Origin of the sequence: Anabaena sp. FACHB-595 (genome assembly GCF_048568275.1) — a bacterium.
Lineage (GTDB): Bacteria > Cyanobacteriota > Cyanobacteriia > Cyanobacteriales > Nostocaceae > Trichormus.
Genome location: NZ_CP183473.1, coordinates 2,786,948 through 2,804,691 on the forward strand (window position 1 = coordinate 2,786,948; position 17,744 = coordinate 2,804,691).

A 17,744-nucleotide genomic window follows, 5' to 3' on the forward strand; every position below is an offset into this window, starting at 1 on the left:
ACACCAAAAAATAAAGACGCAAAGCAGTTTTGTTTGCTGTTGCGTCTTTTTTAGTGATTTAAAAGAATGTTTTAAACTTTCTTCAACCAGCTAAACATTGCCCGTAAATCTTTACCAACTTCTTCAATTGGGTGTTCAGCTTCTTGACGACGCATTGCAGTAAATCCGGGTTTACCAGATTGGTTTTCTAACACAAATTCCCGTGCAAATTGTCCTGATTGAATTTCGCTGAGAACCTTCCGCATTTCGGCTTTGGTTTGTTCGTTGACAATCCGAGGCCCGCGAGTGTAATCACCATATTCAGCAGTGTTAGAAATGCTGTCGCGCATTTTGGCTAAACCGCCTTCTACTACCAAGTCAACAATTAATTTAACTTCGTGTAGACATTCAAAATAAGCTAGTTCTGGTTGATAACCTGCTTCTACCAAGGTTTCAAAACCAGCTTTAATTAAAGCACTCAAACCACCGCATAATACGGCTTGTTCACCGAATAAATCGGTTTCAGTTTCTTCACGGAAAGTTGTTTCCAAAACACCGCCACGAGTGCCACCGATACCTTTAGCATAAGATAGGGCGCGATCGCGTGCTTTTCCACTAGCATCTTGATAAACGGCAAACAGCGCTGGTACACCTTGACCTTGTTCGTAAGTGCGTCGTACCAAATGCCCAGGGCCTTTGGGTGCTACCATAACTACGTCTACGTTCGCAGGTGGTACGACTTGCCCAAAGTGAATATTAAACCCGTGAGCAAAAGCTAAAGTGTTTCCTTCTTGCAGATTTGGTTCGATTTCGTTTTTGTAAACTGTTTTCTGCACTTCATCGGGTAACAAAATCATGATGAAGTCAGCAATGTTAGCAGCATCCGCCACATTTTTCACTGTTAACCCAGCTGCTTGGGCTTTTTCTGCTGACTTACTACCCGGATATAGCCCCACAATCACATTCAAACCACTATCTTTTAAATTTAAAGCGTGGGCATGACCTTGAGAACCATAGCCGATAATTGCAATGGTTTTTCCAGCCAAAAGGTCTAAATTGGCATCTTCGTCATAGTACATCCGGGCCATACAAGCATCTCCTGTCAGCAAGCATCATTTATTGGCAAGTCTTTGATTTTACCCCAAATTGTGTTACCACGGGTACAAGTAGTCATGAGTTAACAGTTAACTGTTAACAGTCAACAAAGCTATTTACTAAATTTTCTGGACTTCTTCGTCACTTAGTTGGACATTTACAGCACTGACTGAATCTTCGATGCTGGAAATTTTGCTTGCGCCGGGGATGGGCAAAATTGCCGGGGATTTGGCGCGTAACCAGGCCAATACTATCGAGTATACAGATACACCTTTGGCTTTGGCTAATTGGGCGATCGCGGGAATATCCTGTAAATCTTGATGGCGACGACGACCTCCAAAGGGACTCCAAGGTAAAAAAGTTAGTTTTTCTTGTTCACAATACTGCAAAACACCGTCTTTTTCTGGCTGTCTTTCCCAAGGACTGTATTGATTCTGCACTGAGACAATATCCACCACATCCCGTGCTTGCTTAATTTGTTCCACAGAAAAATTAGAAACTCCCACAAATCGAATCAAACCTGCTTCCACAGCTTCTTTCACAGGTGTCAAGGATTCTGCAATTGTATATTCTGGGTCTGGAGAGTGGTATTGCCAAACATCAATCGGTTTTTCACCACCCAACGCCTCAAAACTAACGCGGATAGTTTGACGCAGATGTTCTGGATTCCCGTTGCGTGTCCAACTTTCATTAGGACGCATTAAGCCGCCTTTCGTCGCCACAACCACTTGGCTAGTATCACCCGCATAAGTGCTAAGTGCTTTGTGGATGAGTCTTTCATTGTGGTGCTTGTCTGACTCATCCTTACAATAAGAATCGGCAGTGTCAATAAATGTAATCCCTAAATCTAAAGCACGGTGGATAACTTGAATTGAATCTGATTCTGGTGGTCGATTATATATCGACATTGGCATTCCACCCAAACCAATGGCGCTGACAAATACACCTGTTTTTCCTAGCTGTGTAGTTTCCATGCTTTTCGCTTGATTTTGATAGCATCACTAACTATCTAATAGCGGGTCAAGGAGGTTTTGACAATTCCTCTAAGGTAAGGTGATGTTAAAATTGAAACTCCCAGGGAAAGCAGCTTGTAAAGAAGACTTTCACTGGCTGAGGAGGGTAAATTGCAATCTTCAACCAGGATTATGCTGATTTATCTTGATGTCTGTTTAGTAATTGCTGGATTTAACTGTTGCCATAATCCCAGGCGTTTATTTTTAGCATTGGCTTCAGCGATGAGGTATTGTGTTTTTGTCTCTTCGCAAACTTCGAGAGATGCTTGATCAACCACAGCGTCACCCTCTGCTACTAAACGCAGATTGATAGAGCGATTATCTACATACACTTCACCAAAAGCCATATCTTTACTATCCGGTCTGATAACTCTAACGACAACAGGGGTACGTGATGGTAGTAATTGTCGGAGTTTCTGTTTAGCAGCCAGATGATACTTTTGTTTAGCTGTCTTGGGTATATCAATACAGGCTAGTCTGACTGTAGCCGTTTGCCCGGTCTCATTTTTAACTGTGATGGTTTTGCCGTCTACTACACCTACGATAGTAGCCAGTAATAAAATTAGCTCAAGTAAAGCCATGATTTTTTGTATGGTGTTCTACATCAATACTTTGATGGAGAGATTTTTAGTTTATTGCGCTTCCCTACGGGACTTGACCACTGACCACTGACAAAACTCCATCCCCTTGTGGGTGGAGTTTTTATTTGGATGAGGTAGTCAAGATCATATTGCTTGCAACAACCAAAAGCCAGTGTAAGTCATACCTGAATCATCAGGCTGTACTAATAAAAAATGTAATCCCCGACTTTGTTTTTGACGTTGTTCATAAACTTTTGCAGCCGCCGTTACTTCTGCATCTTCAAAAGTAACTAAAATCCATCTATCCACCAAACCAGCTTCTAGTATCAAACCATCGGGCGCACCGGCAATATAATTCAAGGCTACTGGGCGGGTTTGGGCAATCCATCTAGCTAGATTTAGCGATCGCTTACCACCATAAATTACCACACCAGGAATCGCCACTGTTGATGCCAAGCCTAAATTAATTGGTTTGAGGGGTTCTGGTAAAGATAAAATGGGAATTGGGCGATCGCTAAACAAATCCACGATGTCACCAGCTTGGATACTAGCAAAGCGCCACTCATCGCCCCATAAGTTGTCCGGTAACGGTGTAGGTGGTGGCTTATCTATTGCTATGGAATATTGCTTTTCTTGTAACCATTGTTTCAAAGCTGGGGTTTGGCGTTGCGGTTCGACATTAATCCCCAAATTGCGTCCAGCCGCCTCAATCAAACTCAAAGACTGGGGGCGAAAAACTTGGATAATATCTGGTAGTTTTTCACCTGCTGCTAATTGAATTTGGGTAGTCAACCAACTAGAATTAGCTTCTGACTGGGGACAAGTCGCCGTATACTCGAAACCACGATTTACATCACAAATTAATAACTCCCACAAGATTTTTCCATCTAAATCTTGCCGAGGACTGCGATAAAAATCTGCTTGCCAAACCAGAGTCATGATCTGCTCTCTTACTCAACGGCTGTCATCACGCCTGCTTTTCAGTATTACCATAAAATTCTTAACTTAGTATCGAGTCCTGCTGATGACTGTGAATGAAATTATGTTTTGCGTAAAAAATTTTCTGTAGAGACAGCGATTAAACGCGTCTCTACCAAGACTCAGCACGAGCATAACGCCCTGCTAACACTAACAATAATCCTTACTTACACGGCTTCTGTATTCTTCTCTCCAGTACGAATCCGAATTACTTGTTCTACAGGTGAGATAAAGATTTTACCATCACCGATTTCGCCTGTACGAGCAGCAGCAATGATTTTGTCAACAACCATATCAACTTGGTTATCTTCAACTACAATCTCCACCTTCAGTTTTTGCAGAAACTCCACAGTGTACTCAGAGCCGCGATAGCGTTCTGTCTGTCCTTTCTGCCGTCCAAAACCCCGGACTTCAGAAACAGTCATACCCACAATACCCGCGTTGACTAAAGCGATTTTCACTTCATCTAGCTTAAATGGGCGGATAATAGCTTCTACTTTTTTCATTGCATTGACTCCTAATTTCTAGTAGCTTCGTTTATATATCTAACCAGATCCAATGTCTGACACTTTCACATTCGCCTTATTTTAAAGACACTTATGAGAATTGCAACTTTTTTTAACCGTATCTGCTCTGTATGAGCAGTTGAGGAAGAGAGTTTGAGTTGGGCATATCAAAATGCTATTTTCCGCAAAAACTTTCGATGTAGTCTGTGTAACTTTTACCAACGATTAAATAAAAGCAGCGATTCAAAAACTAATTTTAGATATTTAGCACAAATTAAGAACAAACCAAAACGGCAGTGGGAATAACGAATATACAGCATGGTAGAAACCAAATCTTAGATAAGAATCTGATGACACAAATTTCCTTGACTTCTACCTCTTGACTCCTTGCACTAACGACTTTGGTGTTCAAATAAAGGGCGGACAATTAAATACCCAGCACCAAAAGCACTCAGCATAATTAACAGGATACAGACAGCTAACCACCAACTGTTAAGTTCTTTAGCCTTTGCTTTTGAGGCAGACAGAGGGTGGTAGCCCATTTCCTGCTCTGGGATCAAGACCGTATCTGGCGTAGTAGAGGTGATTTGTGTGATGGGTACAGAAAACTCAGTGCGACGGTTCTTGCTGCTTGGGGCTTCAGGAACGACTGGTTGACGTGAACGCACAGCTTGTGGGCGTGGTTGTGCTTGTATAGATGGGTCAATAGTCGGTTTTTCTATCTCAGGATGAAAACCTGAGACTTTATAATCTACCACTTTTTGCAGATGTAAAAAAGACTGCACAACCTGACTAATTTCATGGCGCAGTATTTGATTTTCTTGCGCTAATTGTTGATTTTTTGCTGTCAGCGCATCTAACTTGTCTTGTGTTGCTTTTAATTCAGCCGCCAATTCCCGATATACGTACAGGGGTACGGAGGAGGAATAGCTTGGATAATTAGGTTTTGGCTGATTACTGTTAACCGAACCTGTGGTTGTTCGCATCGGTTGCTTGGTATCAAAAATGAATTAATCTGAGTATCAGAGATGGTATCAAAAGATAATCGCTTCTGAAACTAGCCCAAGAATAATAGAAAAATGCTCGGAGTGCAAAGATATCTAAATTTACACCCTTGGTCAATAGGTAATAGTCATTAATCATTAGTCAGTTGTCATGAGTTTTCTCCCCCTGCCCTCTGCTCCCTTGCCTCTTATGCCCCCAATCTCCAATCCCTCTGTACAATGTTGGCAGAAATCAATATTTTACAGAAAACAACCTTAAGGTGATTATGCGTTTACTACATACAATGCTACGGGTGGGTAACCTGGAAGAGTCTTTGAAATTCTACTGTGATGTCCTGGGCATGAAGTTACTACGGAAAAAGGATTACCCAGGAGGAGAATTTACCCTAGCTTTTATTGGCTACGGCGATGAGAGTGATAACACAGTTATAGAACTAACCTACAATTGGGGAGTAGAGAAGTACGAATTAGGTAATGCTTACGGTCATATTGCTCTTGGTGTAGATGATATTTATGCCACCTGTGAGTCTATTAAAACTCAGGGCGGTAAGGTGGTTAGGGAACCAGGGCCAATGAAGCATGGCTCGACTGTGATTGCTTTCGTCGAAGACCCAGATGGATACAAGATAGAACTAATCCAGTTGAGTAATCAAGGCGCGACAGTGAAACAAGATTCATCAGAACAGCTAGTGAAACAGGGTTAGAGAATGGAGGTTGATGAGTAATGAGTGGGGAGTTAATAAAATTACTGCTGATTTTTTCCCTACTCACTCATCCTGAAAGGTGTAGGTTTTTTACACTACACTCCCAAAACACGAGTTTAGGGTGTAGGGGTATGGGGGTATAAGGGTGTAGGGATTGATGGAACTATGATTCTTTTGTTAGTGCGAAGGTCATCACTCAACTCCCTCATCTCCCCCTATCTACCAAACTAAATATTTTTCCCAACACCATATTGCAAAGTAAGCTGATGGCGGTGTTTTCGTTTTAAATTAGGAAATAGGTGGTGGATTAATAACTCGATGTTGTTTGCCCGACTGCTACCGTATAAGTAGGCGGATAAATAGTGCGAGTATTTGAATGATTGTTTGGGGAGGGGAATATAAAAATCAATTAGTGGGGAAGTATCAAAAATCAAGTGTAAAGCTTTTTGGTCTAATTAGCTTGATCAAGGATACTTCTCGATACAGCAAACATCTCATCTAAATTCCCGCAATATCTAATAAATTAGCCTTGAATCTCTTTTTATATACCTAGAATAAAAGTTTGGAATATTACATTAAAAATCGTAAAGATGCAGCCTACAGATCCCAATAAATTTACTGATAAAGCCTGGGAAGTCATTGTCAAATCTCAGGATATAGTTCGTGCATATCAACAACAACAACTAGACGTTGAACATTTAATTCTTGCTCTGATAGAAGATCCTACTAGTTTAGCTGTGCGGATTTTGGGTCGCGCAGAAATTGACCCGATTCGCTTACAACAGCAATTAGAAGCTTTTACCCAGCGTCAAACCAAAGTAGGCAAAAGTGACCAACTTTACCTCGGTCGTAGCTTGGATGTTATGCTTGACCGCGCCGAGGAAATTAGGGAGCGGATGAAGGATGGCTACATTTCTGTAGAACATATGCTCCTAGCTTTTGTGGATGATGAACGTGTTGGTAGGAAGGTACTCAAAGGTTTTAATGTAGACAGTGCCAAGATAGAAGCAAGTATCAAAGCCGTTCGTGGTAGCCAAAAAGTGACAGACCAAAACCCAGAATCCCGCTATGAAGCATTACAGAAATTTGGTAGGGATTTAACAGAACAGGCAAAGTCGGGTAAGTTAGACCCAGTGATTGGACGAGATGACGAAATTCGTCGGGTAATTCAGGTGTTATCTCGTCGGAGTAAAAATAATCCCGTCTTGATTGGTGAACCTGGGGTGGGTAAGACAGCGATCGCTGAAGCTTTGGCACAGCGTATAGTTAATGGGGATGTCCCGGAATCTCTGAAAAACCGTCAATTAATCTCTCTCGATATCGGTAGTTTGATTGCTGGGGCAAAATATCGGGGTGAATTTGAAGACCGATTAAAAGCCGTCCTCCGGGAAGTTACGGAATCAAACGGTAATATTGTATTATTTATTGATGAACTACATACCGTCGTCGGCACTGGTTCCAACCAACAAGGGGCAATGGATGCAGGTAACTTGCTCAAACCCATGCTGGCAAGGGGTGAGTTGCGGTGTATTGGGGCGACAACTTTAGATGAGTTTCGTAAATTCATTGAAAAAGACGCAGCTTTAGAACGACGTTTTCAACAGGTGTACGTAGACCAACCGAGTGTGGAAAATACAATCTCCATTTTGCGCGGGTTGAAGGAACGCTACGAAGTCCATCACAATGTGAAAATTTCCGATTCCGCACTAGTAGCCGCAGCAACTTTATCAGCTCGTTACATTGCTGACCGCTTCCTACCAGATAAAGCCATTGATTTAGTCGATGAAGCCGCAGCCCAATTAAAAATGGAAATCACTTCCAAACCAGCAGACTTGGAAGCCATTGACCGCCGCTTGATGCAGCTAGAAATGGAAAAGCTCTCCTTGGCGGGAGAGGAGAAAGTAGCAGCGCCTACTAAGGAACGTTTGCAGCGAATTGAGTTAGAAATCACCAATTTAACTGAAAAACAGCAGGATTTAAACAATCAATGGCAAGGTGAAAAGCAGGTACTAGAAGCCATTAGTTTGTTAAAGAAAGAAGAAGACGCTTTAAGGGTGCAGATTGAGCAAGCAGAACGGGCTTACGATTTGAATAAAGCGGCGCAGTTGAAGTATGGCAAACTAGAAGGAGTACAGCGCGATCGCGAAGCTAAAGAAGCGAAACTCTTAGAACTACAAAGTCAAGGTTCTACCTTGTTGCGTGAACAAGTCACCGAAGCCGACATCGCCGAAATCGTCGCTAAGTGGACAGGTATCCCCGTAAATCGTCTGTTGGAATCAGAACGGCAAAAACTCCTACAACTCGAAAGCCACTTACATCAACGGGTGATAGGACAACAGGAAGCCGTGGAAGCAGTATCAGCCGCTATTCGTCGCGCCCGTGCGGGAATGAAAGACCCCAACCGTCCCATCGGTTCATTTCTATTTATGGGGCCGACTGGTGTAGGTAAAACCGAACTCGCCCGCGCTTTAGCCCAGTTCCTCTTTGACGCTGATGATGCTTTGGTGCGCTTGGATATGTCTGAGTACATGGAAAAACATTCTGTCTCCCGCTTAGTTGGCGCGCCTCCTGGTTATGTAGGCTACGAAGAAGGTGGGCAACTTTCCGAAGCAGTCCGCCGACATCCTTATTCTGTGGTGTTATTGGATGAAGTCGAAAAAGCACACCCCGATGTGTTCAATATTTTATTGCAAGTATTAGATGATGGGAGAATTACTGATTCCCAAGGCAGAACAGTAGATTTTCGTAATACCGTCATTGTCATGACCAGTAACATCGGTAGCGAACATATTTTAGACGTTTCCGGTGATGATACCCAGTATGAGACAATGCGAAATCGGGTCATGGATGCCTTGCGATCGCACTTCCGCCCCGAATTTCTCAACCGTGTTGATGATACAATTCTTTTCCACGCCCTCAGCCGTTCTGAGATGAGCCACATCATCCGCATTCAACTAAAACGAGTGGAAAGTCTCCTCAGAGATCAAAAAATCTCCTTTGAAATCTCTCCAGCCGCCTGTGATTTCCTCGTAGAAAAAGGCTATGACCCAGTTTACGGCGCACGTCCCCTAAAACGAGCCATTCAGAGAGAAATCGAAAACCCCCTCGCCACCAAAATCTTAGAAAATACCTTTATCTCCGGTGACACCATTTACATAGACCAAGATGAAAACGGTTTAAGTTTCACTAACAAAGCACCAGTAAAAGTTTCGGTAACACAAATCACAACCTAGCCAATTTTACAGAGACTGGTTTGATGATACCTCCCTCCGCGCCCCTCTGCGCTTACCTCAGCGCCCCTCAGCGTTTAAATGATATGTAGGGAAATCCGAATCACCGCTTGGGGGCAAACAATCCTAGCAAAAAGCAGCGATCGCTTAAACTATACCTTGAAAATCTTCATTAGTCCCATGCTCTTTTATATCTTGGGCATCTACCCATGATCATAAAAAGCTAAGATGTCTTGACTAAACAAATAGTTTCAGATACTAAAATCAAAATCATGCTAGAGCAAGGCACCATCAGTATTCATACTGAGAATATTTTCCCAATTATCAAGAAATCCCTCTACTCAGACCATCAAATTTTCCTGCGGGAACTAGTCTCTAACGCTGTAGATGCTATCCAAAAGCTGAAAATGGTATCCCGTGCGGGAGAATATGCAGGAGTAGTTGATGAACCAGAGATTCAACTCGCCATCGACAAAGATAAAAAAACCCTGTCCATCACCGATAACGGTATCGGGATGACAGCAGAAGAAGTCAAAAAATATATCAACCAAGTCGCCTTTTCTAGCGCTGAAGAGTTTATTCACAAATATCAGGGAAAATCAGACCAGCCAATCATCGGTCACTTTGGACTGGGTTTCTATTCCTCCTTCATGGTGGCGCAAAAGGTAGAAATTGATACTCTCTCCTATCAAGAAGGAGCGCAAGCAGTCCACTGGAGTTGTGACGGTTCCCCAGAATTTACCCTAGAAGAATCATCCCGCACCACCATCGGGACTACCATCACCCTGACTCTGTTACCAGACGAAGAAGAATATTTAGAATCAGCGCGGGTAAAAAATCTCGTCAAGACTTATTGCGACTTCATGCCAGTACCTATCAAACTGGATGGTGAAGTATTAAACAGACAAAAAGCACCTTGGCGGGAGTCTCCCAGCAACCTGACAAAAGAAGATTATTTAGAATTTTACCGCTATCTCTATCCTTTCCAAGAAGAACCCTTACTGTGGGTGCATCTAAACACCGACTATCCCTTTATTATTAACGGGATTCTGTATTTCCCCAAAATGCGTCCTGATGTGGATGTCACCAAAGGACAAATCAAGTTATTCTGCAACCAAGTTTTCGTCAGTGATAACTGCGAAGAAATTATCCCCCAGTTCCTTGTACCCATGCGGGGCGTAATCGATAGTACGGATATTCCCCTTAACGTATCACGTAGTGCCTTACAAGGCGATCGCACCGTCCGCAAAATCGGCGATTATATAGCGAAAAAAGTCGGCGACAGACTCAAAGAACTATACCGCGACGACCGCGAACAATATATTAGTGCATGGAAAGACTTAAGCACCTTTGTCAAATTCGGTGTCCTCAACGACGAGAAATTTAAAAAGCAAGTCGAAGACATAATTATTTTCCGCAGTACCGTTAAATGGGAACAACCAGCAGAAACGCCAGCCGTTGAGGTACAGTCCCAAGAAGGAGATGTTTGGCAAGATATCACCCCTTCCCCCGACTCTCCCACACCAGGCTTACCATACACAACCCTGAAAGAATACTTAGAACGCAACAAAGAACGCCACGAAAACCGCGTATTTTACAGCACCGATGAAGCAACCCAAGCCACTTATATAGAACTACACAAAAACCAAGGCTTAGAAGTTTTATTCCTCGATTCCTTCATCGACACCCACTTTATCAACTTCCTCGAACAGGAATATCAAGATGTCAAATTTACACGGGTAGATTCTGACCTCGATAATACCTTGCTCGAACAAGACAAAGCCGGGGAAATTGTTGACCCCACCACAAATAAAACCAAGAGTGAGATCATTAAAGAGTTATTTGAGAAATCCCTCAATAAACCTAAAGTCAACATCCGCACTGAAGCACTCAAGTCTGATGATCCTCAAGGTACACCACCGGCGATCGTTCTCTTACCAGAATTTCTCCGCCGCATGAGGGAAATGACCGCCATGATGCAGCAGCAAAACGCAGATTTTCCCGAAGACCACATTTTACTAGTGAATACAGCCCATCCCCTAATTCAAAACTTGGTAAACCTCAACCAAGGTGCAATTATTCAAGGCGATGGAGAATCAACCACAAATCCCTTAGTCAACTTAATTTGTCAACACGTTTACGATTTAGCGTTAATGTCCCAGAAAGGTTTCGACGCAGAAGGAATGAAATCTTTTGTCGAACGTTCCAACGACGTATTAACCAAGCTGACCCAACAAGCCAAAAATTAGCAACCCATCTTGTAAGCAGTACTGCTAGGCTGTTTTAACGTGAGTCTCCAACAGAGGAACACCTACGGGAAGAGCGAAAGAAAACTTTCTGTTTTCTTAAGAGTTCGATGACCTCTCCCCAAACCCTCTGTCTTCAAAAGTTCTGAGCGCCGGAAGCCTGCGCTCAGACTTTTCGCTCCCAAGCGGATAGGGACTTAACTATCTTGAACGGTCAACAAAAAATTTAAGTTTTTAAGCCTCTCTCTTTTCTTTGTAGGGAAGGAGTTGTGGGTTAGGTATGTATTAAACTCAACTGCAAGCCGCTATATATTGCACCCAGTTAATTTGGCTGTAATCCACTGAACTCAGTATATTTATTTACTGCCAAGTGCCGAAGAGCAAAATAGAATATAAAGAAACACTAAGCAAGCAAACCTATGTGGTCTTCACAGGGCAAACCAGCTGACACCGGAACCAATGGACAACAGTTGCTCAACACAACTCCAACTAATTGGGAGCAAGAGTCCGAACGAGAGGGAATATTCCAGCTAATTGATAGCATCTTGCCCTTTGAAGTTTGCCTCTACCACCAGATTTTGCCTTTAAGGTGCCAAAATGATCGCTTATCACTAGGTATGGTAAATCTAGGAGATAGTGCCGCATTCGATTACGTACATCGCATTGTGTCATATATCAACAGCACAATAGAAACTCAAGAAATCGCTGCTGACATTCATCGCGCAATACTTTCTGCTTACCTCAACTATAAGAATACATCCACTCCAGAGGTACAACCAGTAGAAAAACCAGAAGCAGAAGAGATTTTAGCCGAGAGTGTGAACACCACACTTAATCTACCTAACGCCACAACTCCCTCCCCAGAAGTACAGCCGTTACATCAATCTTTTGAGTCATTAATAGATGTTTCTGTGCCGTCCCACTCAGAGAAGGATTCTCAAACTACCAATGATTCTCAACAAGTCAGTGTTCAACAAGAATCACCCATGCCTCTACTGAGTGATGTAACTGTTTTACAAGTGCAAGCTCCACAACTATTCAGCCCTATTGAATCACTACTCAATTTACCCTCTAGGAAGCTATTGGAGGAATTGCTAGGACGAGTTTTAGGTGGGGGGATTGGTCGCTTATATCTGGAAAGACAACCATATAGAGGAAGAATTATTTGGAGTGACAATGGAGTCTTACAGTCTGTATTGGAAAATTTACCCCTCTCTGTTTTTCAAGGCGTACTTAATGAATTAAAGCGTTTTGCAGGGTTTCCTCTTAGTACGCTCGCAGAACCACAACAGATTGAGAAAGAATGCCAATACCAAAACAATAGTTTATTATTACGCATACGTGTAATGCCAGGAATAAATGGCGAAGAGGCCACACTGCAAGTACTAAGGGGGGCAGCTCTAAAATTTTATCAGCAGCAGCAATTAGATCGTCTGAGTCGAGATGCCATAGGAATTTCTCAACAACTCAGCTATAAGTTGCATGAATTACATCAACGATTACTGCTGAATCCTCACCTCAAAGCCGAGCAATCAGAGGCTTTATCTACCCTCACTCGAATAGTTGAAAGCTTAGACCAAAAAGTTAAAACACTGACGGCAAATAATCAATGACTATCAGACAGAGAATCATCGTGCTGTCAGTAAAACCTCTGATTTCGATCTTTACCATAATTGTTATGTTGTAATGACTAACCAGACTATCTTTTACAGAGCTTCTGGTTAACACTTGTCTAATTAGACATTGATAATGTTTGTGGGGGTTGGTCATCAGGAATGGTAAATAGCAATTACCCTTCAGACTTTCCTATGAGACGCTCCGCCAACGAGCAGTGTCTCTTAAAGAACGTTATGAGCGCTCAGTTAACTTCAGAAATTCACGGCGGAAATCCATAGTTATTATTACTTATGACTAAAACAAAATTACTATGGCGGCTTGTTTAATATAGATTCTGTGTTCTGAGAAATGACTTTTAAAGTCCCACTAACTTTTTTCTCATCTATTGCTATATTTCGACTTTAAAACTTATAGTAGATGGCTTAATTCTCAAATAACAAACTCATTTTTAGTAGATATTTCATGCAAACTGAGGTTTTTAGTGATATTTTCCCCTTATTGAGTACAGCCACTCCACAAACCTTAGAATGGCTACTCAATATTGCAATTGATCATGAATATCCCACTGGTAGAGCAGTTTTAATGGAAGATGCCTGGGGTAATGCAGTTTATTTCGTTGTATCTGGATGGGTAAAAGTTCGGCGCACCTGTGGAGATGATTCGGTAGCTTTAGCAATTTTAGGAAGGGGTGATTTTTTTGGAGAAATGGCGATTTTAGATGAATCTCCTCGCTCAACAGATGTAATTGCTCTTTCACCAGTCAAGTTACTCAGTATTTCTAGAGAACGTTTTATTCAAATTTTATTTAAAGACCCACAATTGCATCATAGAATGCTGCAATTAATGGTGCGACGATTACGACAAATTAACCAACGGTTACAAATCCGTTCTTCACCACCTGCTGTGAAATTAGCTCATACCTTAGTTAGTTTGGGTGAGAGCTATGGTCAAGAATCTACACAAGGTAGGGAAATTTTTAATATCCCTTTTAAGGACTTAGCAGAGGTTACAGAAATCGGTGTTGAAGAAACTAGCAAAATTATGGATAAATTGCACGATAAAGGGTGGATAAAAATTGACAGTACTAATAATATTATCTATCTGATAAATTTCAAACAATTGCTGAATTTAGCGGGAAAAGTCTAATAAAAGCATCCTCTTTTAAACTTTTTTTAAGTTTTTCCTCAGCACTAAAACACCTGATATTTGAGGGCTAACGTCTTCATGGAAGCATATTAAACAAACAATACAAGCGTATTTATACTTGCAAATTCAAGCAAACGGATACTATGTTCCTTTGATCTACTGATATAACTAAAGAGCAAAAAGGGTTTAGGTATTGGAGCTTAGAGAAAAGTATTCTGGCTTCTGCCTACTGAATTATTATGTAAATATTAAATTTTGAGTATACGTTAACGAAGTTTAACGTAACATAATTGAATGTCATGTTTATTTGATAAATAACCTCTGAGAAATGTATTTTTAATGCTATGGCAAGTCTGCGCTAAAAGCGTAAAGTCCAGCAATTGCAAGCTCTGGAGACTTTTCTTTTAGTAGACTGAGTAATGTTGCCTGTGTCATAGCTCATAGCATTAATGCACCTCTAAATGCTGAGTCTGCATTGCTTAACTATTGACTATTGGCCAGTAACTATTAACTATTAACTATGTATGGATTGACTTTTGACTCAGAACTATCACTCTTAACTACAGATGACTGAAGCGACAGCACCTCGTATCGATATTGGCGTTCAGGACACCGTGCCGACGATTAATTATTTGGTGGCAATGCCCCAACCAGAGACGCATCTATTTGAGGTGAGTTTGCAAATCGTAAACTATTCATCACCAATTCTTGACTTAAGAATGCCGGTGTGGACACCAGGATCATATTTGGTGCGAGAGTACGCCAAGAATTTACAAGATTTTACTGCTTTTGCAGGAGATAAAATTTTACCTTGGCGGAAAATCAGTAAAAACCACTGGCAAATCAATAAAGGTGATGTTTCAGAAGTAACGGTGCGTTACCGCATTTTTGCAAACGAACTATCAGTGCGGACAAATCATTTAGATGCTACCCACGGTTATTTTAATGGGGCAGCATTGTTTTTTAGACTACCAGGATGGGAAAACTTACCAATTTGTGTTACTGTCATACCACCGTATCCCCAATGGCGGGTAACTACTCCTTTACCTACAATTGGTGAGCAATCTAATACTTTTTATGCTGCTGATTTTGATACCCTTGTAGATAGTCCTTTTGAGATTGGTGAACACCAGTTATATCACTTTGAGGTGTTAGGGAAACCTCATGAATTGGCGATCTGGGGACAAGGAAATTGTCAAGTACAGCAGCTAATTAGGGATACCCAAAAAATTATCCAAATAGAAGCACAGATGTTTGGCGGATTGCCTTATGAGCGATACGTCTTTTTGCTGCATTTATTTGCTCAAGCGTACGGTGGTTTGGAGCATAAAAATAGCTGTTCTTTGATTTATCAGCGTTTTGGTTTTCGCTCCCAAGATAAGTATGAACGCTTCATTCAATTACTAGCCCATGAGTTCTTCCATCTATGGAATGTCAAGCGAATTCGTCCCCAAGCTTTAGAGGTATTTAACTACGACCAAGAAAATTACACACCATCTCTGTGGTTCTGTGAGGGAACTACCAGTTATTACGATCTACTGATTCCTTTACGAGCAGGCATTTATGATGCAAAGACTTATTTAAATTACTGGAGTAAGGAGATAAGTAGGTTAATTACGACACCAGGGCGGAAAGTACAACCACTTTCTGAGTCGAGTTTCGATGCTTGGATTAAACTTTATCGCCCAGATACAAATACTGGTAATTCGCAAGTCTCCTATTATTTGAAGGGAGAAATGATATCTTTGCTACTAGATTTGCTGATTAGAGCGCGGTATCGTAATCAGCGATCGCTTGATGATGTGATGCGTCAAATGTGGCAAAAATTTGGTCAAGCTGAAATTGGCTACACTCCAGAACAATTACAGGCGGTGATCGAATCGGTGGCTGGAGTTGATTTGACGGATTTCTTCGCACGCTATATTGATGGCACAGAAGAATTGCCGTTTAATCAGTACTTAGAACCTTTTGGCTTGCATTTGGTAGCAGAGAGAGAAGAAGAACCTTACTTAGGGGTGAAAGTAAACACGGAAAATGGTCGAGAGATGATTAAATTTGTCGAGGCTGGTTCGCCTGCCCAAATGGCAGGAATTGACGCAGGTGATGAGTTGCTGGCTATTGCAGGCATCAAGATCACAGCCCATCAATTGAGCGATCGCCTTAAAGACTATCAAGCCAATGATACTATCCAGGTAACAGTTTTTCACCAAGATGAGCTGCGTACCTATCCTGTAAAGCTAGGGACACCACGTCCTACCAAGTATCAGCTACTGGCGATACAGAATCCTAACGCGACGCAGCAAGAAAACTTTGCCGCGTGGTTGGGTGCTGCCATCTCTACTGTTAGTTGATAACCACAGACAAATAACTCTTTTGTGTTCCCTGTAGTTCACAGTCAGGTGCGGAAAGAAACAACCTATACAAGTGGGGGAGATTAGTCAAATTATGGCAGATTACTCTCCCTCATGCCCTTTACAGATTTACTTAAAATTTTGTTAATACACATATTATTCATAACTTTTTACTAAAACCTTACATAATTTAATTTACGTAAAATCTAGAGTCAATTTTATTGTTAATTTATAGCTGTTGACTGTTGGCAGACTTGAAAGCCTTTTATTGCCAGGGTTTTATCTTAGCTACGGCTATATCTTTGTTTACCTGAATTTATACTCAAAAAAGATTACGTAATACTTAAAAAAGTAAACGCACTTTGTCAATACAGCCAAAGTGCGTCATTAAAAATCTGTTTTTTGATATTGAAAATCAACCAGACAATGAAAACTAGACAAAAAACAGATTGTAAATCATACCTCCTGCCTTTTGCCCCATACCTTCTTAAACATCCCGCTCGCTTAATTCACGAGTAATATGGTCAAATGGCTCCTCAACAAAAGTGGTGTTGGCAATACCTGCACCTGCAACTTGTTCCTTGACCAAATCCTTGAGAATTTGTACACCGCGAACTGTAGGGCCAATGGGTACACCCAAAGAATTGTAAGTTTCCCGCAAGCCTTGCAGCACCCGCTCATCTAAAACATTGGTATTACCAGCAACCAGTGCATAAGTAGCGTAGCGCAGATAGTAGTCCATATCTCGTAAACAAGCTGCCAGACGACGAGTAGTGTAGGCATTACCACCGGGGCGAATTAACTCTGGCAGTTCTTCAAACAACTTAGAACCTGCTTGTTTGACCAGTGCAGCTGCATTGGAGTTAATCGCGGCTGCTGCTTGGACACGAGCCGTACCACTATCAAAATAATCTTTGAGGGTATCGATCGCATTTCGGTCAAAATACCGACCAGCTACGTCATAATTCTTAATTAAGCTTGTTACTGCATCGCGCATTCCTTCTTCTCCCAATCTTTGCTATCTATGGTTTGATATTAATTTGGTTGCACTACGCACCAGTAAATTTTTGTGCTATTAAAAATAGATTCGGCACAAAAACAATCTATCTGTTACTTAAGGATTTTATGTCAAAGTTGACCCCTATGAGATTAACTTTCTCCCTTTTGTGCAGATGTCGAAAGAAAGGTTAATATTACCTGTAATCCAGACGTTCTGTAACAAAGACTACAAAACTGTCTAATGTTTAGAATCTACGATATTTCAGGTGTGTCATCAACTTTGTTTCGCTCAGTA

General features: G+C 41.6%; 13 protein-coding genes. 6 read left to right on the top strand and 7 right to left on the bottom strand.

The window, feature by feature from the left end; genetic code table 11:
- Positions 1-71 precede the first annotated feature (71 nt).
- The 6 genes from ilvC to ACN222_RS11600 form a co-directional block, all read right to left on the bottom strand.
- Complete coding sequence (gene ilvC / locus ACN222_RS11575) at positions 72-1,067, bottom strand: ketol-acid reductoisomerase (protein WP_010996471.1); 996 nt, start codon at positions 1,065-1,067, stop codon at positions 72-74.
- A gap of 126 nt (positions 1,068-1,193) precedes the next feature.
- Positions 1,194-2,048, bottom strand: coding sequence for an aldo/keto reductase (locus ACN222_RS11580; RefSeq protein ID WP_010996472.1), 855 nt, complete (start codon positions 2,046-2,048; stop codon positions 1,194-1,196).
- A 179-nt stretch (positions 2,049-2,227) separates the two neighbouring features.
- Positions 2,228-2,668 carry a thermonuclease family protein gene (locus ACN222_RS11585; protein ID WP_010996473.1) on the bottom strand — a complete coding sequence of 147 codons (441 nt, stop codon included), beginning with the start codon at positions 2,666-2,668 and terminating at the stop codon, positions 2,228-2,230.
- 144 nt (positions 2,669-2,812) lie between these two features.
- A complete protein-coding gene (locus ACN222_RS11590; protein ID WP_010996474.1) occupies positions 2,813-3,607 on the bottom strand; it encodes a Tab2/Atab2 family RNA-binding protein in 795 nt (264 codons plus the stop codon).
- A 206-nt stretch (positions 3,608-3,813) separates the two neighbouring features.
- Positions 3,814-4,152 carry a P-II family nitrogen regulator gene (locus ACN222_RS11595; RefSeq protein WP_010996475.1) on the bottom strand — a complete coding sequence of 113 codons (339 nt, stop codon included), beginning with the start codon at positions 4,150-4,152 and terminating at the stop codon, positions 3,814-3,816.
- Positions 4,153-4,544: 392 nt separating this feature from the next.
- The gene (locus tag ACN222_RS11600; RefSeq protein ID WP_010996476.1) at positions 4,545-5,138 is read right to left on the bottom strand and encodes a hypothetical protein; all 594 of its coding nucleotides are present in this window, start codon (positions 5,136-5,138) and stop codon (positions 4,545-4,547) included.
- Between the two features lie 284 nt (positions 5,139-5,422).
- Here ACN222_RS11600 and gloA point away from each other — a divergent pair, with 284 nt between their 5' ends.
- From gloA to ACN222_RS11630, 6 genes are all read left to right on the top strand, one after another.
- The gene (gene gloA, locus ACN222_RS11605; RefSeq protein WP_010996477.1) at positions 5,423-5,860 is read left to right on the top strand and encodes a lactoylglutathione lyase; all 438 of its coding nucleotides are present in this window, start codon (positions 5,423-5,425) and stop codon (positions 5,858-5,860) included.
- A gap of 590 nt (positions 5,861-6,450) precedes the next feature.
- Entirely contained in the window at positions 6,451-9,093 is a 2,643-nt protein-coding gene (gene clpB / locus ACN222_RS11610; RefSeq protein WP_010996478.1) for an ATP-dependent chaperone ClpB, read from the top strand.
- A 269-nt stretch (positions 9,094-9,362) separates the two neighbouring features.
- The gene (gene htpG, locus ACN222_RS11615; protein ID WP_010996479.1) at positions 9,363-11,339 is read left to right on the top strand and encodes a molecular chaperone HtpG; all 1,977 of its coding nucleotides are present in this window, start codon (positions 9,363-9,365) and stop codon (positions 11,337-11,339) included.
- Positions 11,340-11,755: 416 nt separating this feature from the next.
- Positions 11,756-12,949 (top strand): hypothetical protein, encoded by a 1,194-nt coding sequence (locus ACN222_RS11620; RefSeq protein WP_010996480.1) that lies wholly within the window; start codon positions 11,756-11,758, stop codon positions 12,947-12,949.
- 466 nt (positions 12,950-13,415) lie between these two features.
- Complete coding sequence (locus ACN222_RS11625) at positions 13,416-14,099, top strand: Crp/Fnr family transcriptional regulator (RefSeq protein ID WP_010996481.1); 684 nt, start codon at positions 13,416-13,418, stop codon at positions 14,097-14,099.
- 566 nt (positions 14,100-14,665) lie between these two features.
- A complete protein-coding gene (locus ACN222_RS11630) occupies positions 14,666-16,450 on the top strand; it encodes a M61 family metallopeptidase (protein WP_044521326.1) in 1,785 nt (594 codons plus the stop codon).
- A gap of 487 nt (positions 16,451-16,937) precedes the next feature.
- Here ACN222_RS11630 and apcB read toward each other — a convergent pair whose 3' ends face one another.
- On the bottom strand, positions 16,938-17,447 hold the full coding sequence (gene apcB / locus ACN222_RS11635; protein WP_010996483.1) for an allophycocyanin subunit beta: 510 nt from the start codon (positions 17,445-17,447) through the stop codon (positions 16,938-16,940).
- Positions 17,448-17,744: the final 297 nt, after the last annotated feature.

What these genes read in the sequence shown, in the direction of transcription:
- ilvC (WP_010996471.1), bottom strand. Translation starts at nt 1,067, where the DNA reads ATGGCCCGGATGTACTATGACGAAGATGCCAATTTAGACCTTTTGGCT.
- ACN222_RS11580 (WP_010996472.1), bottom strand. Translation starts at nt 2,048, where the DNA reads ATGGAAACTACACAGCTAGGAAAAACAGGTGTATTTGTCAGCGCCATT.
- ACN222_RS11585 (WP_010996473.1), bottom strand. Translation starts at nt 2,668, where the DNA reads ATGGCTTTACTTGAGCTAATTTTATTACTGGCTACTATCGTAGGTGTA.
- ACN222_RS11590 (WP_010996474.1), bottom strand. Translation starts at nt 3,607, where the DNA reads ATGACTCTGGTTTGGCAAGCAGATTTTTATCGCAGTCCTCGGCAAGAT.
- ACN222_RS11595 (WP_010996475.1), bottom strand. Translation starts at nt 4,152, where the DNA reads ATGAAAAAAGTAGAAGCTATTATCCGCCCATTTAAGCTAGATGAAGTG.
- ACN222_RS11600 (WP_010996476.1), bottom strand. Translation starts at nt 5,138, where the DNA reads ATGCGAACAACCACAGGTTCGGTTAACAGTAATCAGCCAAAACCTAAT.
- gloA (WP_010996477.1), top strand. Translation starts at nt 5,423, where the DNA reads ATGCGTTTACTACATACAATGCTACGGGTGGGTAACCTGGAAGAGTCT.
- clpB (WP_010996478.1), top strand. Translation starts at nt 6,451, where the DNA reads ATGCAGCCTACAGATCCCAATAAATTTACTGATAAAGCCTGGGAAGTC.
- htpG (WP_010996479.1), top strand. Translation starts at nt 9,363, where the DNA reads ATGCTAGAGCAAGGCACCATCAGTATTCATACTGAGAATATTTTCCCA.
- ACN222_RS11620 (WP_010996480.1), top strand. Translation starts at nt 11,756, where the DNA reads ATGTGGTCTTCACAGGGCAAACCAGCTGACACCGGAACCAATGGACAA.
- ACN222_RS11625 (WP_010996481.1), top strand. Translation starts at nt 13,416, where the DNA reads ATGCAAACTGAGGTTTTTAGTGATATTTTCCCCTTATTGAGTACAGCC.
- ACN222_RS11630 (WP_044521326.1), top strand. Translation starts at nt 14,666, where the DNA reads ATGACTGAAGCGACAGCACCTCGTATCGATATTGGCGTTCAGGACACC.
- apcB (WP_010996483.1), bottom strand. Translation starts at nt 17,447, where the DNA reads ATGCGCGATGCAGTAACAAGCTTAATTAAGAATTATGACGTAGCTGGT.